This is a genomic window from Prosthecomicrobium pneumaticum, from assembly GCF_014199915.1.
GTDB lineage: Bacteria > Pseudomonadota > Alphaproteobacteria > Rhizobiales > Kaistiaceae > Prosthecomicrobium > Prosthecomicrobium pneumaticum.
Genome location: NZ_JACHOO010000005.1, coordinates 92532 through 118089, shown reverse-complemented (window position 1 = coordinate 118089; position 25558 = coordinate 92532). Strand labels below are relative to the sequence as shown.

Sequence of the window (25558 nt, the reverse complement as noted above, 5' to 3'; positions counted from 1 at the left end):
GACGCCGCCTCTCGACCGCCGCGCGGCCCGGCGCTATTGCTCCACCGTTCTGCTGCAATGCGGGAGATTCCGATGAACAGCGCCGTCTTCCCGAGCCGCCTGATCCAGGGCTATCGCGCCTTCCGCAAGGATCGCCTGCCGCTGGAAGAGCGACGCTATCGCGTCCTCGCCGAGGCCGGGCAGCGGCCGCAGATCATGCTGGTCGCCTGCTGCGACAGCCGGGCGGCGCCGGAGACGATCTTCGATGCGGCGCCGGGCGAGATGTTCGTGGTGCGCAACGTCGCCAATCTCGTGCCGCCGCACGATCCGGACGGCGAGTTCCACGGCACCTCGGCGGCGATCGAATATGGCGTGATGGCGCTGCGCGTCCGCCATATCGTGGTGATGGGTCACGGCCGCTGCGGCGGCGTCTCGGCCTATCTGTCGACCAAGGCCGGCCAGGCGCCGCTGCCGGGCGGCGACTATATCGGCCGCTGGATCTCGCTGCTCAAGCCGGCCGAGGCGCTCGCCTGTGACGATCCCGCCGCCGAGGCGGACCGGCAGCGGGCGCTCGAATTCGCCTCGATCCGCCAGGCGATCACCAATCTGAAGAGCTTTCCGAAGATCGCCGCACTCGAGGAGATCGGCGAGGTCGAGCTGCACGGGGCATGGTTCGACATCTCGGCCGGCGATCTCTGGGTGCTCGATCAGGCGACCGGCCGGTTCGAGGTCGCCGCCCCCTGAGCCGAAAAGCGAAGGACCCGCCCTCGCGGGTCCTTCGCGTCGTTACGCGCGCCGCCGGCGCGATTTGGCGAAGGTGTCGAAGGCGACCGCCAGCACGATGATCACGCCGATGATGATCTGCTGGATATAGGACGACACGTTCATCAGCACGAGGCCGTTCAAGAGCACGCCGATCAGCAACGCACCGATCACCGTGCCGAACACCGAGCCGACGCCGCCGAAGAGGCTCGTGCCGCCGATCACCACCGAGGCGATGACGGTGAGCTCGTAGCCGGTGCCGGCCACCGCCTCCGCCGAATTGAGCCGCGCCGCGAGCACGAAGGCGCCGAGCCCGGCGAAGAAGCCCATGATCACATAGACCGACAGGATGATCCGGTTGACGTTGAGGCCGGCGAGCCGCGCGGCTTCCGGATTGCCGCCGACCGCATAGACCTTGCGGCCGTAGCGCGTGTAGCGCAGCACGATATGGGCGATCACCGCGGCGACGAGGAACACCACGACCGGCACCGGCACCGGGCCGATATAGCCCTGGCCCCACCAGGTGAAGGCGCGATCGAAGCCGGAGATCGGGCCGCCGGCGGCGAACAGCAGCGCCGCGCCGCGAAACACCGACATGCCGCCGAGGGTGACGACGAAGGGCGGCACCTTGAGCCGCGTGATGGCGACGCCCTGCAGCCAGCCGCCGGCGATGCCGATCGCGATCGCCGCGAGCGCGGCGAGCTGCCAGCCATAGCCGACGGCGTCCTCGCCGACCGTGAAGCGGTCCTGCAGGCCGCCCTTCGCCACCGCCGCGGCGACGAGGCCGGCAAAGGCGAGCAGCGAGCCGATCGACAGGTCGATGCCGGCGGTCAGGATGACGAAGGTCATGCCGATCGCGAGCAGGCCGGTGATCGAGACCTGCCGCATCACGTTGAAGAGGTTGACCTGCGACAGGAAGCGCGGCTCGAGCAGGTAGAACACCGCCATCAGCACGACGAGGAAGATCAGCGGCGCGAAGCGGGCGAGGAAGCCGAACAGGTCGAATCCCGGCGCGGCGGGCGTATCACGTTTCACATCAGCCATAGCTTCCCCCTCACGCCGCCTTGGCCCGGCCGAGCGTCATCAGCGTCATCAAGCGTTCTTCGTTCGCCTCGGCCCGGCTGACCTCCCCGGTCACGCGGCCCTCCCGCATCGTCACGATGCGGTCGGAGACGGCGAGGATCTCCGGCAGTTCGGACGAGATGGCGATCACGGCGATGCCGGTCTTCGCCATCTCGAAGAGAAGATTGTGCACCTCGACCTTGGCGCCGACATCGATGCCGCGGGTCGGTTCGTCGACGATCAGCACCTTGGGGCGCAGCGCCAGCCAGCGGGCGAGCACCACCTTCTGCTGATTGCCGCCGGACAGATTGCCGACCAGCTGTTCCGGGCTCGCCATGCGGATGTTGAGGAGCTTCTTGTACTCCTCGACGAGCGCCGTCTCCTTCTTGTGGTCGATGAAGATGCCGAAGCGGTCGATCCGGTCGAGCGCGGCGATCGACAGATTGGTGCGGATGGCGAGCGACAGGAACAGCGCCTGCTGCTTGCGGTCCTCCGGCACCAGGCCGACCCCGGCACGGATCGCGTCCTGCGGCGTGCGGATCGACACCTTCTGCCCGCCGATCAGCACCTCTCCCGCGTCGAACGGGTCGGCGCCGAAGATCGCGCGCGCCGTCTCGGTGCGGCCGGCACCGACGAGCCCGGCAATGCCGAGGATCTCGCCCTCGCGCACCGCGAGCGAGACGCCGTCGAGCTCGATCGCGTGCGGATCCTGCGCGTGGCGGCGGCGGGTGATGCCCTTCGCCTCGAGCGCGACGGGACCCGGCGTCGCGCTCTCGCGGCCGCTGAACAACGTGTCGACGGCACGGCCGACCATCATCCGGATGATGCCGTCGATGCTCGTCTCGGCGACGGCGCCCTTGCCGACATGGCGGCCGTCGCGCAGCACCGTATAGCGATCGCAGATCGTCATCACCTCTTCGAGGCGGTGGGTCACGAAGATGACGGAGATGCCGTCCGCCTTCAGCTTGCGGACGATCGCGAACAGCTTCTCGACCTCCGAGGCCGAAAGCGCCGATGTCGGCTCGTCCATCACGATGAGCCGCGAATCCATCGACAGCGCGCGGGCGATCTCGACCATCTGCTGTTCGGCGACGGAGAGATCGCGCACCAGCGTCATCGGGCTGCGCTCGAGGCCGACGCGGGCGGTCACGACGCGCGTCGCCTCGGCCATCCGCTTCCAGTTCATGAACAGGCGGGAGCCCGGCTCGCGGCCGATGAAGACGTTCTCCGCGATCGTCATGTTGGGGGCGAGGGTGAATTCCTGGTAGATCGTCACGATGCCGCGCATCTGCGCTTCATGCGGCGAGCGGAAGGCGACCGTGTCGCCACCGAGCGTGATCGTGCCGGTATCGGGCGGCTGGGCGCCCGAGAGAATCTTGAGGAGCGTCGACTTGCCCGCGCCGTTCTCGCCGAGCAGGGCATGGATCTCCGCCGCGCCGACCTCGAGATCGACGCCGTCGAGCGCGATCACGCCGGGGAAGCGCTTGCCGATTCCGGTCATGCGCAGGAGCGGTGCGGCCGGCGGCGTGGTCTGCGGCACCGCCTGCGGTCCGGCTTGGGTGGTCATGGATGAGACCCCGTCTCGATAATCGTGAAGGCCGGCGGCGCGGGAAGCGCCGCCGGCCGTGAGAACCGGTTCGATCCGTTGCGGACTTACTTCACCTCGCCGAGACGCTCGGCGATGTCGAGGTTGTCCTTGGTCACGGCGACCGGGGTGAGGAGCGTCAGCTTCTCCGCCGGCTCCTTCTTGTTCTTGATGTAGTCGACGAGGATCTGCACGCCGGTGGCGCTCTGCTTGCCGGGGAACTGCTCGATCGTCGCGGTCAGGCCGCCGTCGCGCACCTGGGCGAGCGCCTCGGGCAGGGCGTCGAAGCCGATGATCGCGATGCCGGAGAGATTGCGGGCCTTGACGGCCTCCATCGCGCCGAGTGCCATGTCGTCATTCGCGGCGACGATGACCTGCGGCGGCTCGGCCATGCCGGCGAGCGCGGCTTCCGTCACCGACAGGCCGCGGGCGCGGTCGAAGCCCGCGGTCTGCTCGAAGACGATCTTGTACTTGTCGGCGTGCTGGTCGAGCACGTTGTGCAGGCCCTTGTTGCGGTCGATCGCCGGCGAGGCGCCCGACTGGCCCTGCAGGTTGACGATCGTGGCGCCGTCCGGGAACAGCTTCATGATCAGCTCGCCCTGCGCTTCGCCGCCCTTGACGTTGTCCGCGCCGACATGGGCGAGGATGCCGTCCACCTGCGCCACGCGACGGTCGACCGTGACGACCGGGATCGAGGCGTCGACGGCCTGCTGCAGCGCCGGAGCCATCGCGTCGACCTCGTTCGGGCTGATCACGATGCCGTTGACGCCGCGGGCGATCGCCGCCTCGATGTCGGCGGTCTGCTTCGGCGAGGAGACCTGGCCGTCGGACTCGATGACCTCGACGCCGAGATTGGCGGCTTCCGCCTTGAAGGCGTTCATCATGTGGACGAAGAAGGGGAAGGTGAGGCCCGGCACCGAGGCCAGGATGGTCACCTTGTCCTGCGCCATGGCGGGCGCCTGGCTCGCGAAGGCCAGCGCACTGGCCGCGAGCATGATCCGAGCAAATTTCCGCATTCTCATTCCTCCCATAGCCCTCTGTCACGAGGTGGCGGGAGAATGGCGGAGTGACGGAGCGGATTCAAATGGCTTCCATTTAGTTCGAAGCCTAAAGGATATTCAGTGTTCCATAAGCCGGCGGAGGCTGCGCGTCCTGCGGGCAGGGGGCGCGACGATCCGTATGGTGGACGGGATCGCGAGGGACGGCTAGAAGGTCGAATGCGGCGGTCGAGCTTCCGGCCGTCGTATGGCCGCAGATGAGGCAGATGGCGAAAGCTGCAGACGATGAGAAGAGGCCGAAGCGGCTGATCGACCGCTGGCGGCGCTTCAAGCAGAACGGCTCGCTCGAGACGCTGATCCGGATCGTGGCGACCGACGGCCGCGCACACATGCGCGGCTATGCGCTGGCGACGGTTCTGCTCGTCGTGGTCGGCATGACGACGGCGGCCTCCGCCTGGATCATGCGCGACGTCGTCAACCACATCTTCGTGTCGCGCGACCCGATGATGCTGTGGATCCTGTCCGCGGCGGTCATCGGCATCTTCGTGGTCAAGGGCCTCGCCAGCTGGGCGCAGGCGATCGTGCTCGGCCGCGTCGGCAACCGCATCGTCGCCGAGACGCAGCGCCGCTTCTACGACAGCTTTCTGCGCTTCGGCCTCGACTTCTTCACCGAGCGCGCGTCGAGCGAGCTGATCAACACGGTGGTGCGCGGCGCCGGCGCGATCCGTTCGGTGCTCGACACCGTGATCATGAGCTTGGCGCGCGACCTCGTTTCGCTGATCAGTCTGGTCGCGGTGATGCTCTGGCAGGCGCCGCTGATGTCGCTCGCCGCCTTCACCGTCGCGCCGATCGCCATCTTCTTCGTCACCGGCCTGATCAAGCGCATGCGCAAGATCGCGCAGTCGGAATACGGCGCCTCGACCATGATCGTCGCGCTCGTCCAGGAGACGGTCTACGGCAACAAGGTGGTGAAGGCGTTCGGCCTCGATCACCATATGCGCGGACGGATGGCCGAAACGATCGCCGCCGTCGAGCAGCGCCAGAACAAGATGGCGAGCCTGCAGGCGCGGACGAGCCCGCTGATGGAGACGCTCGGCGGCGTCTCGATCGCCGCCGTGATCTTCTATGCCGGCTGGAACACGATCAATTTCGGCACCTCGCCCGGCGAGTTCATGTCGTTCGTCACCGCGCTCCTGCTCGCCTATGAGCCGGCGAAACGGCTCGCCCGGGTGCAGATCGGGCTCGAGATGAGCCTCGTCGGCGCCCGCGCGATGTATGAGATCCTCGACAAGCCGCCCTCCGGCACCGAACGCGACGACGAGCCCGCGCTCGACTTTTCCGCCGGCCGGATCGAGCTGCGCGATGTCGACTTCGCCTATCGCAAGGGCGAGCCTGTGCTGAAGGGCGTCTCCTTCGTCGTCGAGCGGGGCGAGCGCATCGCCCTCGTCGGGCCTTCGGGCGGCGGCAAGTCGACGATCATCGCGCTGATCCAGCGCTTCTACGATGCCACCGCCGGCGCCGTGCTGGTCGACGGCCAGGATGTGCGCAAGGTCGCCGTCAGCTCGCTGCGGCGCCACATCGCTTCGGTCAGCCAGGATGTCTTCCTGTTTTCGGGCACGGTGCGGGACAACATCCGCCTCGGCCGTCTCTCGGCGACCGATGAGGAGGTCGAGGAGGCGGCGCGCGACGCCTATGCCTTCGACTTCATCGCCAATCTGCCGAAGGGCTTCGATACCGACATCGGCGAGAACGGCGTGCAGCTCTCGGGCGGCCAGCGCCAGCGCCTCGCCATCGCCCGCGCGATCCTGAAGGACGCGCCGATCCTGCTCCTCGACGAGGCGACCTCGGCGCTCGATTCCGAATCCGAGCGCAACATCCAGCTGGCGCTCGACCGGCTGGTCGAGGGTCGCACCAGCGTCGTCATCGCCCATCGGCTGTCGACGATCCTGAACGCCGACCGGATCGTGGTGATCGACCGCGGCGAGGTGGTGGATATCGGCACGCACGCCGAGCTGCTGCGGCGCGGCGGGCTCTACGCGATGCTCTATCGCTACCAGTTCTCCGAGGAGAAGCCGCTCGTCGCGGCGCAGTAGACGGGCTCAGCCGAGACGGCCGGCCTCGATCATGTCGAGGCCTTCGGCCGTCGCGAGCAGACCGACGAGGCGCTCGAGCGCATGGGCGGTGGTGTCGTCCGTCTGGCCGCGCTCCGGCTCGAAGTCCGCCCATCCGAGGCCGAGCGCCGCGATCCGTGCGACGAGCGGCCCGCTGATCCAATACATCGATCCGGCCGGGAAGCGCAGCGGCAGATGCTCGACGGCGACGCCGAGGCGCGCCGCGAGCGCGCGCGTCCGGACGCGGTTGCCGCCCCAAAGCGAAGGGTCCTCTTCGATCGAGCCGTCGGGCACGACGAGGCCGCAGCGCGGATGAGCGGCGAAATGTGCCCCGATCGCCGCGACGCGCGCGGCGTCGGCGATCAGCGGGCCGACGAGCGCCCGTCGCCAGGCCGCACCGTCGAGTCGATGCTGGCTCTTCTTCGTGTGGATCTTGCACACCGCGCGATAGCGCGACAGCGGCACGGCGCCGGCGAGCAGGACGAAGGGCAGCATGTCGCGGCCGCGATTGGGGAGAACGAGCACCACGGCGCGCGGGAAGCGCGCCCGGATGCGGGTCGCGAGCGCGGCGGCACCCGGACGTTCGGTAATGGTGACGAAGAGGTCGACGAGATCAGCGATCGGCGTGATGCCGGCCTCGAGTTCCGGCCAGACATCCTGGAAGAAGACGTGGCAGACGAGGGCGAGGGGTCGGCCCGGCGGCTCTACCGGGATGGCGGGCATCGGCGCCTCGCGATCCTCTCCGACCGGCTGCGGCGCCTGCCGCCCGCGGCGGATCGCATCGGCGAGCGCGGCGCCCGCCGGGGGCACGTCGTCAAAGGCGAGGCGATGGAGCCGCGGGTCGAACCGAGGGTTGGGTGTCAGTCCTTTGCGTTCTCCCGCCCAGAGATAGTGCAGCAGCGCGAGGCGGTGCTTGAACCGCGTCCGCTCCAATTGCGCCCGGTAATGCGCGGCGTCGAAGGCACCATGGCGCCGGATCGTCCACCAGTCGCGTATCAGACGGGTGAGCCGGGTCGAGAGCGTCTGGTCGGGGGCGAAACGTTTCATCGTCAGGTCGCGCCGGCGGCGTCGTTCGCCACGCCACAGCTTGTGGTGGGTGCCCTGGAGCAGCTATGGTCCACAGGGCCGTTGCAACGGGGAGCGGCCGGGATGCGGGCTGCGGCGCGTCCGAGGAACCCGGGTCGACGAGCCGGACGCGTGATGCTGAGTTTCGTGATCGTGACCTTTCGGAGCAATGCGATCCTTCCGCGCGCTCTGGCTTCGATCCCTTCCGGCTGTGAAATCATCCTGGTCGACAATCCGAGTGACGAGGATCCGGCGGCTGTTCTTGGCGGTCGCGCGGCGCGCATCCTGCGCAATGCAAGGAATAGCGGTTACGGCGCGGCGTGCAACCGCGGCGTCGCCGCAGCGAGCCATCCCCTGGTCGTCGTGATGAACCCCGACGTGACGCTCGATCCGGGGGCGGTCGAGGCCTTCCTCGCCGCGGCGGCGGCGCATCCGGACGTGGATTTCTTTTCACCCACCATCTTCGATGAGACAGGCCGGGAGAACGCGCGGCAGCAGAGCTGGATCGAGGCGTGGACCCGGGCGGACCGCCGCCGGAACCCGGTCGCCCTCGGCGGGGCCGGCGCGGACGGGTTGCGCTTTCTGCACGGTGCGGTCTTTCTCGCCCGCCGCACCGCCTATTGCGCGGTCGGCGGCTTCGACGAGCGGATCTTCCTCTACTACGAGGACGACGACCTCTCATGGCGCATCCTGCGCTCAGGGCGAACCATGCGCCGCGTGCCCGGCGCCGTCGTTCGCCATCAGACCGGCAGTTCCTCCGGCCACGGCTTCGGCGATCTCTTCCGGCGCGGCCGCCACAAGAAGCGATCGGAGATCTATATCGCGCGGAAATGGGGTCTTTGCCATTCGCCGGCCAGCGATCTCGCGGTCCAGGCGGCGAAGCTCGCCTTTTACGGCGTTACGCTGCAGGTGGACCGCTTCGCCGGTGCGCTCGGCCGGCTCGCAGCCCTCCTCGGCCGCCCGGCGGAAGGGCGCCGCACCGTTCCCGGCGCGGCGCCGCCCCACTAGAGCAGGCCGCGGCCTGCGAGATTGCGCATCAGCGCCGCGACGCCGAAGGTCCAGGGTTCGGCATCCGGGCAGCGCACCACCTTGTTCTGCAGCCGGCCGATCTTCGGCGAGCCGATGGTGACGATGTCGCCGACATGATGGGTGAAGCCTTCGCCCTTCGCGCCGCGGTCCTGGATCGGGGCGAACATGGTGCCGAGATAGAGCACGAAGCCGTCCGGATACTGATGGTTCTTGCCCACCGTCTGAGCGACCAGATCGGCCGGATCGCGCGAGATCTTCGACATCGCGCTCGATCCGTCGAGCACGAAGCCGTCCTCGCCCTCGACCCGCAGGCGGACCTCGGCGGCGCGCACGTCGTCGAGCGTGAAGCCGCCGTCGAACAGCCGGATGAACGGCCCGAGCGCGGCGCTCGCATTGTTGTCCTTCGCCTTCGAGAGGAGGAGCGCCGAACGGCCCTCGACATCGCGCAGGTTGACGTCGTTGCCGACGGTCGCGCCGACGATCGTGCCGGCCGAGGAGACGACGAGCACCATTTCGGGTTCGGGATTGTTCCAGCTCGACATCGGGTGGATGCCGACCTCGGCGAGATGGCCGACCGAGGAGAGCACCTGGGCCTTCGAGAAGACCTCGGCATCGGGGCCGATGCCGACCTCGAGATATTGCGACCAGGCGCCTTTCTCGATCAGCAGCGCCTTCAGTTGCGCCGCCTGCTCGGAACCCGGCTTCAGCGCGGCGAGATCCTCGCCGATGATCGCGTTGATCTCGGCGCGGACCGACGCCGCGCGCTCGGGCGCGCCGCGCACCTGCTCCTCGATCACCCGCTCGATCATCGAAATCGCGAAGGTGACGCCGGCGGCCTTCACCGCCTGCAGGTCGATCGGCGGGAGGAGGTACGGGCCGGCGCCGCGCGCGGTCCGCGGCGTCGCGGCCAGGATGTCGGCGAGCGTGCCGATCGTCTCGCCCCCGGCGGCCCTCGCCGCGGCGGCCGGATCGGCCGTCTCGCAGAGGTCCCGCACGGTCGCGAAGCTGCCGCTGATGTCGACGAGCGCGCCGTCGCGCAGCACGACGACCGACGGGCCGATCTCCGGCCGCCAGACGCGGCCGACCAGCGTCGCGGCGTCGGCGTCCTCGGGCAGGGCGAAGGAGGCGGCGGTGTCGAGCGGCATGGCGGTTCCTCGGCGTTCTCTCCGGCCGGCCTGTCGCCGGCGTCGTCGCCGCCTCGCGGGGCGGCCCGGCAAACTAGCCGCCACGGCGTCGGGACGAAAGAGGCGGGGCCACCGGAAGCCGCTGCCTAAAGAATAGGCGGCGCCGCACAATGGGCAAAAGGCCGTTCAAATTGTATGCAATCGGTGGGATTGTATGCAATCGGCCGCAGAATGCCCAAGCAATATACGGCGGGGAAAGCGCGGATATCATCGCCATCCGGGCTGCGCCGACCATAGCCTTTCGGGCCGCACAGGGGAAGCGGGCTTTTAGAGATCAGACGCTTAGCCGCGGTGGACCTCCGGCGCCCCCGGCCGCCGGGCACTCCGGCCGCGCGCCGGGTGCGATCCGGACAGCATCTGGCACGCGGGTTGCGAAAGAAGAGCAGGGGTTAGCCCCGGCGCCGCTCGCGGCGTGCGCCGTCTGAGCTTTCGCAATCGGGGAGTCTATTCATGTCCGCCTTCACCCTGTCCCGCCGCTCGCTCCTGAAGAGCGCGGCGATCGGCGCCCTCGGCGCCACCTCCGGCATTTCCTTGATCCGGCCGGCGCGCGCCGAATCGCTCACGATCGGCATCGTCTATGTCGGCCCGCGCGACGATTTCGGCTGGAACCAGGCGCATGCGGTGGCCGCCGCGGCGCTGAAGCAGGTGCCGGACGTCACCGTCGTCGAGGAGGAGAACGTTCCGGAGACCGCGGCCTGCGCCCAGTCGATGGAATCGATGATCTCGCTCGACGGCGCCAAGCTGATCTTCGCCACCTCGTTCGGCTATTACAGCCCCTTCGTCGTCGACCTCGCCAAGAAATATCCCGAGGTCCAGTTCCGCCACGCCGCGCCGCTCTGGAAGGAGGGCGACCCGGTCAATGCCGGCTCCTATTTCGGCCAGCTCGATCAGGCGCACTATATCGACGGCATCGCCGCCGGCCTGTCGACCAAGTCGAACAAGATCGGCTTCGTCGCGGCGAAGCCGATCGGCACCGTGCTCCTCAACATCAATTCCTTCACCCTCGGCGTGAAGAAGGTGAACCCGGCCGCCACCGTGCAGGTGATCTTCACCGGCGAGTGGTCGATGCCGGTCCGCGAGGCCGAGGCCGCCAACGCGCTCGTCGATGCCGGCTGCGACGTGCTGACCTGCCATGTCGACGGCCCGAAAGTGGTGATCGAGACGGCCGAGGGCCGCGGCGTCAAGTCCTGCGGCCACAACGCCTCGCAGGCGCCGCTCGCGCCGAAGGGCTTCATCACCGGTGCCGAATACAAGTGGGAGACGATCTACAAGGACTATGCGGCGAAGCTCGCCAAGGGCGAGGCGCTGCCGAACTTCATCGGCGGCGGCTTCGACAAGGATTTCGTCCAGAACACTCCCTATGGCGCCGGCGCGACGCCCGAGGCGATCGCCGCCGCGGATGCGGCGCGCGCCGAAGTCAAGGCCGGCAAGCCGATCTTCGTCGGCCCGATCAAGAAGCAGGACGGCTCGGTGCTGCTCGGCGAGGGCCAGTCCTTCGTCAACTCCTCCGCCGAACTCAACGCCACCGACTATCTGATCGAAGGCGTGATCGGCTCGATCACCTGACGTCGCGCGGAGTCGGGCGCCAGGGCGCCCGGCTCCGTCCCGCCGGCATTCGCCCGCCCTTCGGAGATCGCGCCGTGACCGACATCGTGCAGCAGGACGTCGCCCCCGCCCTTCCCTCCGTCTTCGCCGACACGGCGACGCGGATCCGGCGGGGCGCCGAATATCTCCTCATCCCGCTGATCGCCCTTGTCGGCGCGGCGGTCCTGTTCTCGCTCTTCCTGCTCGCCCTCGGCAAGTCGCCGGTCACCTTCTACGCCCTGCTCTGGCAGGGCGGTTTCGGCACGTCGTTCTCCTGGACCAACACGCTGGTGCGCGCGGCACCGCTGATCTTCACGGCGCTCTGCGTCGCCATTCCGGCCCGGCTCGGCCTCGTCATCATCGGCGGGGAGGGGGCGCTGGTGCTCTCCGGCTTCTGCGCCGCGGCGATCGCCATTCCCTTCGTCACGGCCGCCGCCCCGCCCTTCCTCGTGCTCGGCGCGATGCTCGTCGTCGCCGTCGCGGTCGGGGCGCTGTGGATCGGCTTCGTCGGAGCGTTGCGGCACTATCGAGGCATCAACGAGACGATCGCCAGCCTGCTCCTCTCCTACATCGCGATCGCGATCATGAACTTCTTCGTCGAGGGGGCACTGCGCGACATCTCGAACCCCAACAAGCCCTCGACCATGCCGATCGGCGAGGCGAACATGATCGGCGACATTCCCGGGCTCGGCGTCCACTGGGGCTTCGCCGTCGGCATCGTCGTCGCGATCGTGCTCTGGGTGCTGATGAACCGCACCACCTTCGGCTTCGCCGCGCGGGTGACCGGCGGCAATGTGCGGGCGGCGCGGGCGCAAGGGCTCGCCGTCGGCAAGCTGATGGTGATCTCCTGCGCCATCGCGGGCGCCTGCGCCGGGCTCGCCGGCTTCTTCGAGGTCGCCGCGATCCAGGGCCGGGCGAACGCCTCGCTCGCTGCCGGCTATGGCTTCACCGGCATTCTCGTCGCCTTCCTCGCCCGCCACAATCCCATCGTCATCGTGCCGGTGGCGATCTTCCTCGGCGGCATCGCCGCGGCCGGCGGCCTGATCCAGCGCCGCATGGGTCTGCCCGATGCCACCGTCCAGGTGCTGATGGGCCTGATCTTCGTCGTGCTGCTCGTCTCCGAGACGCTCTACGGCCGCCTGCCCTTCCTCTCCTCCAAGGGAGCCTCGCGATGATCGAGACCGAACTCGGCTGGCTCACCGTGCCGCTCGCCATGCTGGCGGGCGCGATCCGGGTGTCGACCCCCTTCCTCTTCGTCTCGCTCGGCGAGTGCCTGACCGAGAAGTCCGGCCGGATCAATCTCGGCCTCGAGGGCACGCTCGTCTTCGGCGCGATGACCGGCTACGCCACCTCCTATCACACCGGCTCGCCCTGGCTCGGCGTCCTCGCGGCCGGTATCGCCGGCTCGCTGTTCGGCGCGCTGCACGGCTTCATCTGCAAGCTGCCGAAGGTCAACGACATCGCGATCGGCATCGCGCTGATGCTGTTCGGCACCGGCCTCGCCTTCTTCTTCGGCAAGCCCTACATCCAGCCGCAGGCGCCGCGCCTGCCTTCGATCGGGCTGGGCTCCTGGTCGGACGTGCCGCAGATCCGTTCGGCGCTCGACATCAACCCGCTCTTCCTCGTCGGCATCGTGCTGGCGATCGCGCTGTGGTGGGCGTTCAAGAACACGCGCTGGGGGTTGATCGTCCGCATGACCGGCGATTCCGCGCCGGCGGCGCGGGCCATGGGTTATTCGGTCGATCTGGTGCGCTTTCTCGCGACCACTGCCGGCGGCTTTCTCGCCGGGGTGGGCGGCGCCTTCCTGTCGCTCTCTTATCCGGGTGCCTGGACGGAAGGGCTCTCCTCCGGCCAGGGCCTGATGGCGGTGGCGCTCGTCATCTTCGCGCGCTGGAACCCGCTCGCCTGCTTTGGCGCGGCGCTGCTCTTCGGCGCAGCCGGCGCGCTCGGCCCGGCGCTGCAATCGGTCGGCATCACGCAGGGCTACTACTTCTTCAACGCCGCGCCCTACCTGCTCACCCTCTTCATCATGATCGCCTCGGTCTCGCCGAAGCGCTCGCTGAAGGGTGCGCCGGGCGAACTGTCGATCACCAAGTGACGCGGATGCGCGGCGGCCCCGCTCTTCCGTCATCCCGGGCGAGGCGACGCCGAGACCCGGGACCCATCGAGCAGCATGCCGTCTGGCCGTTCGGCCGGATGGGTCCCGGCTTTCGCCGGGATGACGGACAGGATGGAAAGGAACAGCCATGAACGGTCTCGGCGGACTCAACAAGTCGGAGAACGGCGTCGTCATCGGTCTGGTGCAGTTGCAGCTGCCGGTGACCGTGACGAGGGACGATCTCGCCCGCCAGACGAAGCGGATCGTCGAATTGGTCGGCAAGGCGCGGCGCAACAATGCCGGCATGGACCTCGTCGTCTTCCCGGAATACGCCCTGCACGGCCTGTCGATGGACACCAATCCGGCGATCATGTGCGATCTCGACGGGCCGGAGGTCGCCGCCTTCAAGGCCGCCTGTGCCGAGCACCGGATCTGGGGCTGCTTCTCGATCATGGAGCGCAATCCGGGCGGCAACCCTTACAATTCGGGCATCGTCATCGACGACCAGGGCGCGCTGAAGCTCTATTACCGCAAGCTCCATCCCTGGGTGCCGGTCGAGCCGTGGGAACCGGGTGATCTCGGCATTCCCGTCATCGACGGGCCGAAGGGCGCCAAGCTCGCGCTGATCATCTGCCATGACGGCATGTTCCCGGAGATGGCGCGGGAATGCGCCTATAAGGGCGCCGAGATCATGATCCGCACCGCCGGCTACACTGCGCCGATCCGCGAGAGCTGGCGCTTCACCAATCAGGCGAACGCCTTCCAGAACCTGATGGTGACGGCGAATGTCTGCATGTGCGGCTCGGACGGCACCTTCGATTCGATGGGCGAGGGGATGATCGTCAATTTCGACGGCACGGTCATCGCGCACGGGGTGACCGGCCGGCCGGACGAGATCATCACCGCCGAGGTGCGGCCCGATCTGGTGCGCGAGGCGCGCGCCGGCTGGGGCGTCGAGAACAACATCTACCAGCTCTGGCATCGCGGCTATGTCGCGGTGAAGGGCGGCGCGATGGACTGCCCCTACACCTTCATGCAGGACATGGTGGCCGGCACCTATCGGCTGCCCTGGGAGGATCGGGTGAAGGTGACGGACGGCACGTCGTGCGGCTTCGAGAAGCCGACGCGGACCTTCGGCGAGACGCTCGCCGCGGCGGCGGAGTGAGCGCGATGACCGACACGCTCGACGAACGGATCGCCGCCGCCCACGTGCCCGGCGGCGTGACGATCGCCTCGGAGCCCTATCCCTGGCCCTATGACGGCGATCTGCGGCCGGAGAACACGGCCCTCATCGTCATCGACATGCAGACCGATTTCTGCGGCCCGGGCGGCTATGTCGATTCGATGGGCTACGACATCTCGCTCACCCGCGCGCCGATCGCCCCGATCGGCCGCCTGTTCGATGCGATGCGGTCGAAGGGCTACACGATCATCCACACCCGCGAGGGACACCGGCCGGACCTCTCCGATCTGCCGGCCAACAAGCGCTGGCGCTCGCAGCGGATCGGCGCCGGCATCGGCGATCAGGGGCCGGCGGGGAAGATTCTGATCCGCGGCGAGCCGGGCTGGGAGATCATCCCCGAGCTCGCGCCGCTCGCGGGCGAGACGATCATCGACAAGCCGGGCAAGGGCTCGTTCTGCGCCACCGATCTCGAGATGATCCTGCGTCTCAAGGGCATCCGCAACATCGTGCTCACCGGCATCACCACCGATGTCTGCGTCCACACGACGATGCGCGAGGCGAACGATCGCGGCTTCGAATGCCTGATCCTGTCGGACTGCTGCGGCGCGACGAAATACGAGAACCATCTCGCCGCGCTCGAGATGGTGAAGATGCAGGGCGGCGTGTTCGGCGCCGTCGCCACCTCCGACGCGCTGATCGGGGCGCTCGGATGACGGCGCGGCGCGAGCAGAGGACGGGCTCCGATAACCCTCTCCCGCGTGCGGGAGAGGGCAGGGTGAGGGCTCTTCCCTTCCCGTCCGGTTCCATGCCGTACCTTCCCCCCTCACCCCTGCCCTCTCCCCGCAGGCGGGGAGAGGGGGAAATGCGCGGCCCTGTCGGGGGTGGGCGATGACGCGGACCGCCTTCGTCGCGCGGATCTCCGCGGCCGGTCCGGACGACGTCTCGGGGCTCGAGGCGGCGCTCGACGGCGGCCTGCCGGCGGACGGCGTCGTCGCCCTGCTCGGCAAGACGGAGGGGAATGGCTGCGTCAACGATTTCACCCGCGCCTTTGCCGTGCGGGCGCTGTCCGACGCGATGGCGCGGCGCCGGCCGGATGCGGCAACGGCGGTTTCCTACGTCATGTCGGGCGGCACGGAAGGCGGCCTCGCGCCGCATTTCCTGCTCCTCGGCCGGCGCGATGTGACCGGGCACGAGGTACCCGCGGACGATCGCGCTCCGGAGGGCGCGGCGCTTGCGGTCGGCGGCGCGCGGACGGCGGCGCTGCCGCCCGAGCATCTCGGCCGGCTGGCGCAGGTGCGTCTCGTCGCCGACGCCGTCCGGGCGGCGATCGCCGATGCCGGCATCGACGATACGGCCGACGTTCATTTCGTCCAGATCAAGTGTCCGCTCTTGACCGCCGACCGCATCGCGGCCGCCGAGGCGCGCGGCGCGGCGACGGCGACGCGCGACACGCTGAAATCGATGGGCCTGTCGCGCGCCGCCTCCGCACTCGGCGTCGCGGTGGCGCTCGGCGAGCTCGCCCTCTCCGACATCGCGGACGAGGCGATCGGCCGCGACACCGCGCTGTGGTCCGGCCGGGCGAGCACCTCGGCAGGGGTCGAGCTCGTCGATCACGAGATCGTCGTGCTCGGCATGAGCCGCGCCTGGACCGGCCCGCTCGCGGTCGAGCACGCGGTGATGGGCGACCAGATCGATGTCGAGCCGGTGCGCGGCGCGCTGCGGCGCCTCGGCTTCACGGCGGACGGCCAGCTCGGCCCCGAGGAGCGCGGCGCGCTCGTCGCCCTGCTTGCCAAGGCGGAGGCGGGGACGACCGGCCGGCTGCGCGGCCACCGCCACACCATGCTCGACGATTCCGACATTTCCTCCACCCGGCACGCCCGCGCCTTCGTCGCCGGCGCCCTCGCCGGGCTCGTCGGCCATGCCGAGATCTTCGTCTCCGGCGGCGCCGAGCATCAGGGGCCGGACGGCGGCGGCCCGGTGGCGATCATCGCCGACAGGACACGACTTCCGAGCCGAAGGAGCGAGAGATGAGCGCACTGCCCGCCGCCGAGCCCCGCCGCGCGATCGGCCTCGAAACCCGCGGCATGACGAAGATCTTCGGGTCGCTCGTCGCGCTCGAGGACTGTTCGATCGAGGTCCGGCCCGGCACGCTGCACGCCCTGCTGGGCGAGAACGGCGCCGGCAAGTCGACCCTCGTCAAATGCATCATGGGCTTCTACCAGCCGACCCGCGGCGAGGTGCTGATCAATGGCGCGCCCGCCGCCATCGCCAATCCGCGCGACGCCCATGCGCACGGCATCGGCATGGTCTATCAGCACTTCACGCTCGTCCCCTCGCTGACGGCGGCCGAGAACCTCGTCATCTCGCAGGCCCATCCGCCGGCGGTGATCGACTGGCGGAAAGAGAAGAAGGCGCTCGAGGCCTTTCTCGACCGCATGCCCTTCAAGGTGCCGCTCGACGTGCCGGTCTCGGCGCTGTCGGCGGGCGAGAAGCAGAAGCTCGAAATCCTGAAGCAGCTCTTCCTCGACCAGCGCTTCCTCATCCTCGACGAGCCGACCTCGGTTCTGACCCCCGGCGAGGCGGACGAGGTGCTCGGCCTCTTGCGCGGCATGACCGAGGCGGGCGAGCTGACGATCCTGATGATCAGCCACAAGTTCCGCGAGGTGACGGCCTATGCCGACGACGTCACCGTGCTGCGCCGCGGCCGGATGGTGGGCTCCGGCAAGGTGTCCGATCTTTCGGTCGACGCGATGAGCCGGATGATGATCGGCGATACCAAGATCCGCGAGCGCGCGGCCCGCCAGAGCTTCGAGGCGAAGCCCGTGGTGCTCGAACTCGCCGGCCTCTTCGCCGAGGACGAGGGCGGTCTTCCCGCCGTCGAGGGCGTCAATCTGAAGGTGCATGCGGGCGAGATCGTCGGCATCGCCGGCGTGTCGGGCAATGGGCAGTCGACGCTGATCGAGGTGCTGTCCGGCCAGCGCGAGGCGACCGACGGCCGCCTGTTCGTCGATGGCGAGCCCTATGAGCCGTCGCGCCAGCACATGGCGAAGTTCAAGGTGTTCGGCCTGCCGGAGGAGCCGCTGAAGAACGCCGCCGTGCCGCGCATGACGGTCGCCGAGAACATCGCCTTCCGCTCCTTCGACCAGCCGCCGATCGCGTCGAAATGGGGTTTCCTGTCGCCGCGTCCGATGAAGAAGAAGGCGCGCGAGCTGATCGCCGCCTATCGCGTCAAGACGCCCTCGACCGAGGAGCCGATCGAGAATCTCTCCGGCGGCAATGTCCAGCGCGCCATTCTCGCCCGCGAGCTGTCGGGCGAGGTCGAGGTGCTGATCGTCGCCAATCCCTGTTTCGGGCTCGACTTCGCCTCCGTGTCCGAAATCCGCTCGCAGATCATGGACCAGCGCAACCGCGGCGCCGCCGTGCTGCTCGTTTCCGAGGATCTCGACGAGATCCTCGAACTCGCCGACCGCGTCGCGGTGATGTCCGGCGGCCGCATCGATTATGTCGTGCCGATCGCCGAGGCCGAGCGGAACGCCATCGGCAAGGCGATGGCGGGGCATTGACGATGATCACCGTTGAAGCGGCGCCGTTCTCCTATTCCTTCCCGCCCGACAAGGTGGCCCTCATCGTCATCGACATGCAGCGGGATTTCGTCGAGCCGGGCGGCTTCGGCGACACGCTCGGCAACGATGTGGCGCGGCTGAAGGCGATCATTCCCACCGTCGCGGCGCTGATCGGCCTCTTTCGCGAGAAGGGCTGGCCGGTGATCCACACCCGCGAGGGCCACAGGCCCGATCTCTCCGATCTGCCGCCGGCGAAGCGAGGCCGCGGCAATCCGACGCTCAGGATCGGCGACGAGGGTCCGATGGGGCGAATCCTCATCCAGGGCGAGGCCGGCCACGCGATCGTGCCGGAACTCGCGCCCGTCGAGGGCGAGATCGTCATCGACAAGCCGGGCAAGGGGTCGTTCTATGCGACCGGCCTCGCCGCCCATCTCGCCCGAATCGGCATTACGCATCTGGTGATCGCCGGCGTCACGACGGAAGTCTGTGTCCAGACGACGATGCGCGAGGCGAACGACCGCGGCTTCGACTGCCTGCTGATCGAGGACGCGACCGAGAGCTACTTCGCCGCCTTCAAGGCGGCGACGCTGGACATGATCCGCGCCCAGGGCGCGATCGTCGGATGGACGGCGCCCCTCGCCGCGCTCGTCGCGGCGGTGGCGCGAGAGAACGAGGCCGCCTGAGCCATGCCCGATTTCGATGCCGAGGCGCATGTCGTCCATATGGCGGCGGCGATGGCCCTGCCGATCGCGCCGGAATGGCAGAGCGGCGTCGTCGCGCACATGGCGGCGACGGCCCGCGCCGCGGCGCTGCTGCTCGATCCTCCGGTCGGCGACCATGTCGAGCCGGCGCCGGTGTTCGAGCCGTGAGCGCGGCGGACGATCTCCTGCTGCGCCCCGGCCACGCGATCGCCGCGGCGGTGAAGAGTGGCGCGGTCTCGGCTCGCGCGGTGGCGGAAGCCGCGCTCGAGCGGATCGCGCGGCATGACGGGGCGCTCGGCGGTTTCACGGACGTGACGGCCGCGCGGGCGCGCGCCGAGGCGGAGGCGGTCGACCGCGCGGTCGAGACGGGCGCCGATCTGCCGCTCGCCGGCGTGCCCTATTCGGTCAAGAATCTCTACGATGTCGAAGGCCTCGTCACCCGCGCCGGCTCGAAGATCAACCGGGACGCCCCCCCCGCCAGGGCCGATGCGACGCTGATCGCCCGGATGAAGGCGGCCGGCGCGGTGCTCGTCGGCGGCGTCAACATGGGCGAATACGCCTATGATTTCACCGGCGAGAACGTCCATGACGGCGCCTCGCGCAACCCGCACGATCCCGGCCGGATGTCGGGCGGCTCCTCGGGCGGCTCGGGCACCTCGGTCGCCGCCGGCATGGCCGCGCTTTCGCTCGGCTCGGACACCAATGGCTCGATCCGCGTGCCGGCCTCCTTCTGCGGCCTGTTCGGGCTGAAGCCGACCTTCGGCCGGCTGTCGCGCGCCGGCACCTTCCCCTTCGTCGCGAGCCTCGATCATCTCGGCCCGCTCGCCCGCTCGGCCCGCGATCTGGCGCTCGCCTTCGACGCGCTGCAGGGGCCGGACGTCGCGGATCCGGCGCTGATCGACCGGCCGCCGCTCGCCACCGTCCCGACCCTCGACGAGGGTGCTGCGGGGCTGCGCATCGCCGTCGCCGGCGGCTATTTCCGCCGCCAGGGCGAGCCGGAGGCCTTCGCGGCCGTCGACCATGTCGCCGCGGCGCTCGGCGCGACGCGCGAGGTCGAACTGCCGGAGGCGCACCGCGCCCGGGCCGCCGCCTATGTCATCACAACGGCCGAATCGGCGGCCCTCCACCTCGACCGGCTGAAGCGGCGGGCGGCGGATTTCGATCCCGACACGCGCGACCGCTTCCTCTCCGGCGCGATGGTGCCGGCCGCCTGGTATCTCGTCGCGCAGCGCTTCCGCTCGGTCTTCCGCGCCGAAATGCGCCGCCTCTTCGCCGAGGTCGACGTGATCCTCGCGCCCGCGACGCCGTTCTCCGCGCTGCCCTCAGGCACAAGGACGGTGCGGCTCGACGGGGCCGACCTGCCGGCGCGGCCCAATATCGGCCTCTTCACCCAACCGATCAGCTTCGTCGGCCTGCCGGTCGTCGCCGTTCCGGTCTGGCTGCCGGGTGCCCGGCTGCCGATCGGCGTGCAGGTCATCGCGCCGCCCTGGCGGGAGGACATCGCGCTCCGTGTGGCGCACGCGCTGGAAGGCATGGGTGCGGTGGCGGCGCCGGTCGCGGCGATCGGGGGAGGCTCGGAAGAATGACCGGTGAAGCGCGCTGGGCGGGGCGCAACATCGACAAGGACCGGCTGCGCACGGCCGTCTGGGACCGGCTGGTGGCGGAGGGCGTCCATGTCGGCCCGCCGCACGGCAACATCCCGAATTTCGTCGGCGCCGATGCCGCGGCTCTGAACCTATCCCGCCTGCCGGCCTGGCGGACGGCGCGGATCGTCAAATGCAATCCCGACCCGCCGCAGATCGCGGTGCGGCTGCGCGCGCTCTATGACGGCAAGACGGTCTATGCGCCCGTCCCGGAACTCACCGAGGGCTTTCCCTTCGTCGTGCTCGACCCGGCGGTGCTCGCGCGGAAGGGCGTCACCTTCGAACTCGCCGCGACGCATCAGGGCTTCATGATGCACGGCACGCCGATCGCCTTCGAGGCGATGGAGCGGATGGATCTGTGTGTCGTCGGCTGCGTCGCCGTTTCGCGCGGCGGCGGCCGCACCGGCAAGGGCGCCGGCTTCGCCGATCTCGAACTCGGCATCTTCCGCGAGCTCGGCCTCGTCGATGCCGCGACGCCGATCTGCACCACGGTCCATTCGGCCCAGCTCGTCGCCGAAGACGTGCTGCCGATGGAGCCGCACGATTCGGTGCTGACCGCGATCGCCACGGAGCGCGGCCTCTACACGGCCGGAGCGGGCCGGCCGCAGCCGAAGGGCGTCGACTGGGACGCGGTGCGGCCGGAGCAGTTCGCCTCGATCCCCTTCCTCGCGGCGCTGCGCGACCGGCTGGAGCGGCGATGACGGCGATCGACACTCCGGAGATCGACCTCGCCGAGCCGAAGGCCGAGCTCGAGGCGGCCTTCCGCCGCTACGAGGCGGCGCTGGTCGGCAACGACGTCGCCGCGCTCGACGCGCTTTTCCTCGACGCGCCGACGACGATCCGATACGGCGCGACCGAAAACCTCTATGGATATGAGGCGATCGCCTCCTTTCGCGCCGGCCGCTCGCCGGCCGGGCTCGCGCGATCGCTGGAGAAGACCGTGATCACCACCTTCGGCCGCGATTTCGGCATCGCCTCGACGCTGTTCCGCCGCGCCTCCGCGCCCGGCATGATCGGCCGGCAGATGCAGAGCTGGGTGCGCACCGCGGAAGGCTGGAAGGTCGCCGCGGCCCATGTCAGCCTGATCGCCGATCCCGACGGGGCCGCGTCATGAGCGTTCTCTCGGCCTCCGGCGACCGTCCGGCCCAGCCCAAGCGCACCCGCAGCGAGGATCTGCGCCTGCATCTCGCCGACGAGATCGTGCGCGGCGTGCTGGAGCCCGGCACCCAGCTCGACGAGATCGGCCTCGCCGCCCGATTCGGCGTGTCGCGCACGCCGGTGCGCGAGGCGCTGCGCCAGCTCTCGGCGAGCGGCCTCGTCGAGATCCGGCCGCATCGGGGCGCGATCGTCACCCGCCTGCCGCCGGAACGGCTGTTCCAGATGTTCCAGGCGATGGCGGAGCTCGAGGCGATCTGCGCCGGCCTCGCCGCAGAGGCGATGACCATCGCCGAGCGGCGCGAGCTCGAATGGCAGCACAAGGCGCTCGCCGAACTGGTCTCGGCCGGCGATCCGACCCGCTATGCCGAGGCGAACGAGATCTTCCACAACACCATCTATGCCGGCTCCCACAACGCCTATCTGGCCGAGCTGACGGTGATGACGCGCACCCGGCTCGCGCCGTTCCGGCGGGCGCAGTTCCGCCGCCTCGGGCGGCTCGCGCAGTCCTATCGCGAGCACGAGCAGATCGTGCGGTCGATCATGGCGGGCGATCGCGCGCGGGCGATCGCGGCGATGCGCGCCCATATCGGCACGGTGCGCGAGGCGTTCGACGAGTATATCGAGACGCTGTAGCGGGCATGGATCGGCCGGAACCGCGGAGTTCCGGCCTTCCTCGCGTGTTGCGAGTCGCGGCACGCTATGCTAACGAACGCGCGGATTTCGGCCCGACCGCTTGGTCGGGCGCGCGTGCGGGCGAAATCCATAATCCGTCCAAGGCGCTATTCGCGGATGCCGGGGCGCGGCCGGTGTCTGGAAGTGTGCCCAGGAGCGAGGGGTCAGGTGGCGGAAGCAACGATCGTTTCAGGTGTCGCCGAGCGCTATGCGACGGCGCTTTTCGAACTCGCCGACGAGACCGGATCGCTCGATCCGGTTGCGGCCGATCTGTCCCGCTTCTCCGCGCTGCTCGTCGAGAGCGCCGATCTGGCGCGCCTCGTGAAGAGCCCGGTCTTCTCCGCCGAGGATCAGACCCGCGCCGTCGGCGCGGTGCTCGCCGGTGCCGGGATTTCCGGTCTCGCCGCCAATTTCATCCGTCTCGCCGCGCAGAATCGCCGTCTCTTCGCCGTTCCGGACATGATCGTCGCCTATGGCCGGCTGCTCGCCCGCCGTCGCGGCGAGGTGTCGGCCGAGGTGACGAGCGCCGAGCCGCTCTCGGCGGCCCATGTCGCGACGCTGAAGGAGACGCTCCGTGCCCAGCTCGGCAAGGACGTCGCCCTCGTCACCAAGGTCGATGCGACACTGATCGGTGGCCTGATCGTCAAGGTCGGCAGCCGCATGATCGACACGTCGCTCAAGACCAAGCTCAATTCGCTCAAGATTGCCATGAAAGAGGTCGGCTGATGGACATCCGCGCCGCTGAAATCTCTGCGATCCTCAAGCAGCAGATCAAGAATTTCGGCCAGGAGGCGGAGGTCTCCGAGGTCGGTCAGGTTCTCTCCGTCGGTGACGGCATCGCCCGCGTCTACGGTCTCGACAACGTCCAGGCGGGCGAGATGGTCGAGTTCCCGGGCGGCATCCGCGGCATGGCGCTGAACCTCGAAGTCGACAATGTCGGCATCGTGATCTTCGGCAATGACCGCGACATCAAGGAAGGCGACACCGTCAAGCGGACCGGCGCCATCGTCGACGTTCCGGTCGGCAAGGGCCTGCTCGGCCGCGTCGTCGACGCGCTCGGCAATCCGATCGACGGCAAGGGTCCGATCGAGGCGACCGAGCGCCGCCGCGTCGACGTCAAGGCGCCGGGCATCATTCCGCGCAAGTCGGTGCACGAGCCGATGCAGACCGGCCTGAAGGCGATCGATGCGATGATCCCGATCGGCCGCGGCCAGCGCGAGCTGATCATCGGCGACCGCCAGACCGGCAAGACCGCCGTCGCGCTCGACGCCATCCTGAACCAGAAGTCGGTCAACGACACCGGCGACGAGAGCCGCAAGCTCTATTGCGTCTATGTCGCGATCGGCCAGAAGCGTTCGACCGTCGCGCAGTTCGTGAAGACGCTCGAGGAGCGCGGCGCGCTCGACTATTCGATCGTCGTCGCGGCGACCGCGTCGGACCCGGCGCCGATGCAGTTCCTCGCGCCCTTCGCCGGCTGCGCGATGGGCGAGTTCTTCCGCGACAACGGCATGCACGCCCTGATCGTCTATGACGATCTGTCGAAGCAGGCCGTCGCCTATCGTCAGATGTCTCTGCTGCTGCGCCGTCCGCCGGGCCGCGAAGCCTATCCGGGCGACGTCTTCTATCTCCATTCCCGCCTGCTCGAACGCGCGGCGAAGATGAACGACGAGAACGGCAACGGCTCGCTCACCGCCCTTCCGGTCATCGAGACCCAGGCGAACGACGTGTCGGCCTATATCCCGACCAATGTGATCTCGATCACCGACGGCCAGATCTTCCTCGAGACGGATCTCTTCTATCAGGGTGTCCGTCCGGCGGTGAATGTCGGCCTCTCGGTGTCGCGCGTCGGCTCGGCCGCGCAGATCAAGGCGATGAAGCAGGTCGCCGGCCCGATCAAGGGCGAGCTCGCGCAGTATCGCGAGATGGCCGCCTTCGCGCAGTTCGGCTCGGACCTCGACGCCACGACGCAGCGCCTGCTGAACCGCGGCGCCCGCCTCACCGAGCTCCTCAAGCAGCCGCAGTTCTCGCCGCTGAAGGTCGAGGAGCAGGTCGCGGTGATCTTCGCTGGCGTGAACGGCTATCTCGATCGCGTGCCGGTCGCCAAGGTCCAGGAGTTCGAGCGCAGCCTGCTCGCGACGCTCAGGACCGAGCACAAGGCGCTGCTCGACGGGATCCGCGACAAGCGCGAGCTGAACGACGATCTGCGTGGCAAGCTGAAGGCGGCGCTCGACGGCTTCGCCAAGAACTTCGCCTGAGCCCGGCTGAGCGGGAAGACGGGAACCGATGCCGAGCTTAAAGACGCTGCGCAACCGCATCGCCTCGGTGAAGGCGACGCAGAAGATCACCAAGGCGATGCAGATGGTCGCCGCGGCGAAGCTCCGGCGCGCCCAGCAGGCGGCCGAAGCGGCGCGGCCCTATGCCGAGCGCATGAACGCCGTGCTCGGCAATGTCGCCTCCGCCATGACGTCGAGCGAGGACGCGCCGCGCCTGCTCGCCGGCACGGGGTCGGACCGGGTGCATCTGCTCCTCGTCTGCACCGGCGAGCGCGGTCTCGCCGGCGCCTTCAACTCCTCGATCGCGCGTCTTGCGCGCGATCATGCCAACCGGCTGCTCGCCGAGGGCAAGGAGGTCAAGATCTTCTGCGTCGGCAAGAAGGGCTATGACATCCTGCGCCGCGGCTATGCCGACAAGATCATCGAGTTCATCGATCTGCGCGGCGTCCGCACGCTCGGCTTCTCCGAAGCCGACATGATCGCGAAGAAGATCCTGGCGCTCTTCGATGCCGGCGCTTTCGACATCGCGACGCTCTATTTCTCGACCTTCCGTTCGGTGATCTCGCAGGTGCCGACCGCCAACCGGATCATCCCGGCGACGGTCGAGGCGAATGCCGGGTCCGGCTCCGCCGTCTACGAATACGAGCCGGACGAGGCGTCCATTCTGGGCGACCTGCTGCCGCGCAACGTCGCCATCCAGATCTTCCGCGCGCTCCTCGAGAACCAGGCGTCGTTCTACGGCGCGCAGATGTCGGCGATGGACAATGCGACGCGCAATGCCGGCGACATGATCCGCAAGCTGACGCTCTCCTACAACCGCCAGCGTCAGGCGCAGATCACCAAGGAACTGATCGAAATCATTTCGGGCGCCGAGGCGCTCTGACCGCACGCACATTCGGAAGGTGAAG

Annotated in this window: 24 protein-coding genes; 19 read left to right on the top strand and 5 right to left on the bottom strand. The window is 68.9% G+C overall.

What is annotated here, in order from left to right; translation table 11 throughout:
* The first annotated feature begins 72 nt into the window (after positions 1–72).
* The gene (locus tag GGQ63_RS12830) at positions 73–723 is read left to right on the top strand and encodes a carbonic anhydrase (protein ID WP_183856445.1); all 651 of its coding nucleotides are present in this window, start codon (positions 73–75) and stop codon (positions 721–723) included.
* Between the two features lie 42 nt (positions 724–765).
* On the opposite strand, the gene GGQ63_RS12825 is transcribed toward GGQ63_RS12830, so the two are convergent.
* From GGQ63_RS12825 to GGQ63_RS12815, 3 genes are all read right to left on the bottom strand, one after another.
* A complete protein-coding gene (locus GGQ63_RS12825) occupies positions 766–1785 on the bottom strand; it encodes an ABC transporter permease (protein WP_183856443.1) in 1020 nt (339 codons plus the stop codon).
* Positions 1786–1795: 10 nt separating this feature from the next.
* On the bottom strand, positions 1796–3370 hold the full coding sequence (locus GGQ63_RS12820) for a sugar ABC transporter ATP-binding protein (protein ID WP_183856440.1): 1575 nt from the start codon (positions 3368–3370) through the stop codon (positions 1796–1798).
* Positions 3371–3456: 86 nt separating this feature from the next.
* The gene (locus GGQ63_RS12815; RefSeq protein WP_425502076.1) at positions 3457–4410 is read right to left on the bottom strand and encodes a substrate-binding domain-containing protein; all 954 of its coding nucleotides are present in this window, start codon (positions 4408–4410) and stop codon (positions 3457–3459) included.
* 242 nt (positions 4411–4652) lie between these two features.
* On the opposite strand from GGQ63_RS12815, the gene GGQ63_RS12810 reads away from it, so the two are divergent.
* On the top strand, positions 4653–6479 hold the full coding sequence (locus GGQ63_RS12810; RefSeq protein ID WP_246429770.1) for an ABC transporter ATP-binding protein: 1827 nt from the start codon (positions 4653–4655) through the stop codon (positions 6477–6479).
* Between the two features lie 6 nt (positions 6480–6485).
* On the opposite strand, the gene GGQ63_RS12805 is transcribed toward GGQ63_RS12810, so the two are convergent.
* Entirely contained in the window at positions 6486–7544 is a 1059-nt protein-coding gene (locus GGQ63_RS12805; RefSeq protein WP_183856436.1) for a rhamnan synthesis F family protein, read from the bottom strand.
* A gap of 45 nt (positions 7545–7589) precedes the next feature.
* On the opposite strand from GGQ63_RS12805, the gene GGQ63_RS12800 reads away from it, so the two are divergent.
* Entirely contained in the window at positions 7590–8570 is a 981-nt protein-coding gene (locus GGQ63_RS12800) for a glycosyltransferase (RefSeq protein ID WP_183856434.1), read from the top strand.
* Here the strand turns inward: GGQ63_RS12800 and GGQ63_RS12795 are convergent.
* Complete coding sequence (locus GGQ63_RS12795) at positions 8567–9736, bottom strand: fumarylacetoacetate hydrolase family protein (protein ID WP_183856432.1); 1170 nt, start codon at positions 9734–9736, stop codon at positions 8567–8569. The genes GGQ63_RS12800 and GGQ63_RS12795 overlap by 4 nt on opposite strands.
* 489 nt (positions 9737–10225) lie before the next feature.
* Between GGQ63_RS12795 and GGQ63_RS12790 the strand changes: the two genes are divergently transcribed.
* The 16 genes from GGQ63_RS12790 (at position 10226) to GGQ63_RS12720 (ending at position 25533) form a co-directional block, all read left to right on the top strand.
* A complete protein-coding gene (locus GGQ63_RS12790; protein WP_183856430.1) occupies positions 10226–11341 on the top strand; it encodes a BMP family ABC transporter substrate-binding protein in 1116 nt (371 codons plus the stop codon).
* Positions 11342–11424: 83 nt separating this feature from the next.
* Entirely contained in the window at positions 11425–12534 is a 1110-nt protein-coding gene (locus tag GGQ63_RS12785) for an ABC transporter permease (protein WP_343061147.1), read from the top strand.
* On the top strand, positions 12531–13457 hold the full coding sequence (locus tag GGQ63_RS12780; RefSeq protein WP_183856426.1) for an ABC transporter permease: 927 nt from the start codon (positions 12531–12533) through the stop codon (positions 13455–13457). The genes GGQ63_RS12785 and GGQ63_RS12780 overlap by 4 nt, the downstream gene beginning before the upstream one ends.
* Positions 13458–13605: 148 nt before the next feature.
* Positions 13606–14622, top strand: a complete 1017-nt coding sequence (locus GGQ63_RS12775; RefSeq protein WP_183856424.1) for a formamidase — start codon at positions 13606–13608, stop codon at positions 14620–14622.
* 5 nt (positions 14623–14627) lie between these two features.
* Complete coding sequence (gene biuH / locus GGQ63_RS12770) at positions 14628–15353, top strand: biuret amidohydrolase (RefSeq protein WP_183856422.1); 726 nt, start codon at positions 14628–14630, stop codon at positions 15351–15353.
* A gap of 175 nt (positions 15354–15528) precedes the next feature.
* A complete protein-coding gene (gene atzD / locus GGQ63_RS12765; protein ID WP_183856420.1) occupies positions 15529–16671 on the top strand; it encodes a cyanuric acid amidohydrolase in 1143 nt (380 codons plus the stop codon).
* Positions 16668–18203 (top strand): ABC transporter ATP-binding protein, encoded by a 1536-nt coding sequence (locus GGQ63_RS12760; protein ID WP_210308495.1) that lies wholly within the window; start codon positions 16668–16670, stop codon positions 18201–18203. Before atzD ends, GGQ63_RS12760 begins: the two co-directional genes overlap by 4 nt.
* A gap of 2 nt (positions 18204–18205) precedes the next feature.
* Positions 18206–18886: a cysteine hydrolase family protein gene (locus GGQ63_RS12755; RefSeq protein WP_183856418.1), complete on the top strand. Its 681-nt coding sequence runs from the start codon at positions 18206–18208 to the stop codon at positions 18884–18886.
* A gap of 3 nt (positions 18887–18889) precedes the next feature.
* Positions 18890–19072: an AtzG-like protein gene (locus GGQ63_RS22045; protein ID WP_246429769.1), complete on the top strand. Its 183-nt coding sequence runs from the start codon at positions 18890–18892 to the stop codon at positions 19070–19072.
* Positions 19069–20490 carry an AtzE family amidohydrolase gene (locus GGQ63_RS12750; RefSeq protein WP_343061142.1) on the top strand — a complete coding sequence of 474 codons (1422 nt, stop codon included), beginning with the start codon at positions 19069–19071 and terminating at the stop codon, positions 20488–20490. The genes GGQ63_RS22045 and GGQ63_RS12750 overlap by 4 nt, the downstream gene beginning before the upstream one ends.
* Positions 20487–21248 carry a 5-formyltetrahydrofolate cyclo-ligase gene (locus GGQ63_RS12745; RefSeq protein WP_183856414.1) on the top strand — a complete coding sequence of 254 codons (762 nt, stop codon included), beginning with the start codon at positions 20487–20489 and terminating at the stop codon, positions 21246–21248. Before GGQ63_RS12750 ends, GGQ63_RS12745 begins: the two co-directional genes overlap by 4 nt.
* Positions 21245–21661: an oxalurate catabolism protein HpxZ gene (gene hpxZ / locus GGQ63_RS12740; RefSeq protein ID WP_183856412.1), complete on the top strand. Its 417-nt coding sequence runs from the start codon at positions 21245–21247 to the stop codon at positions 21659–21661. Before GGQ63_RS12745 ends, hpxZ begins: the two co-directional genes overlap by 4 nt.
* Positions 21658–22338, top strand: coding sequence for a GntR family transcriptional regulator (locus GGQ63_RS12735; protein WP_183856409.1), 681 nt, complete (start codon positions 21658–21660; stop codon positions 22336–22338). The genes hpxZ and GGQ63_RS12735 overlap by 4 nt, the downstream gene beginning before the upstream one ends.
* Positions 22339–22545: 207 nt before the next feature.
* Positions 22546–23103: a F0F1 ATP synthase subunit delta gene (locus tag GGQ63_RS12730; protein WP_343061141.1), complete on the top strand. Its 558-nt coding sequence runs from the start codon at positions 22546–22548 to the stop codon at positions 23101–23103.
* On the top strand, positions 23103–24632 hold the full coding sequence (atpA, locus tag GGQ63_RS12725; protein ID WP_183856405.1) for a F0F1 ATP synthase subunit alpha: 1530 nt from the start codon (positions 23103–23105) through the stop codon (positions 24630–24632). The genes GGQ63_RS12730 and atpA overlap by 1 nt, the downstream gene beginning before the upstream one ends.
* A 28-nt stretch (positions 24633–24660) precedes the next feature.
* Positions 24661–25533 (top strand): F0F1 ATP synthase subunit gamma, encoded by an 873-nt coding sequence (locus tag GGQ63_RS12720; RefSeq protein ID WP_183856403.1) that lies wholly within the window; start codon positions 24661–24663, stop codon positions 25531–25533.
* Positions 25534–25558: the final 25 nt, after the last annotated feature.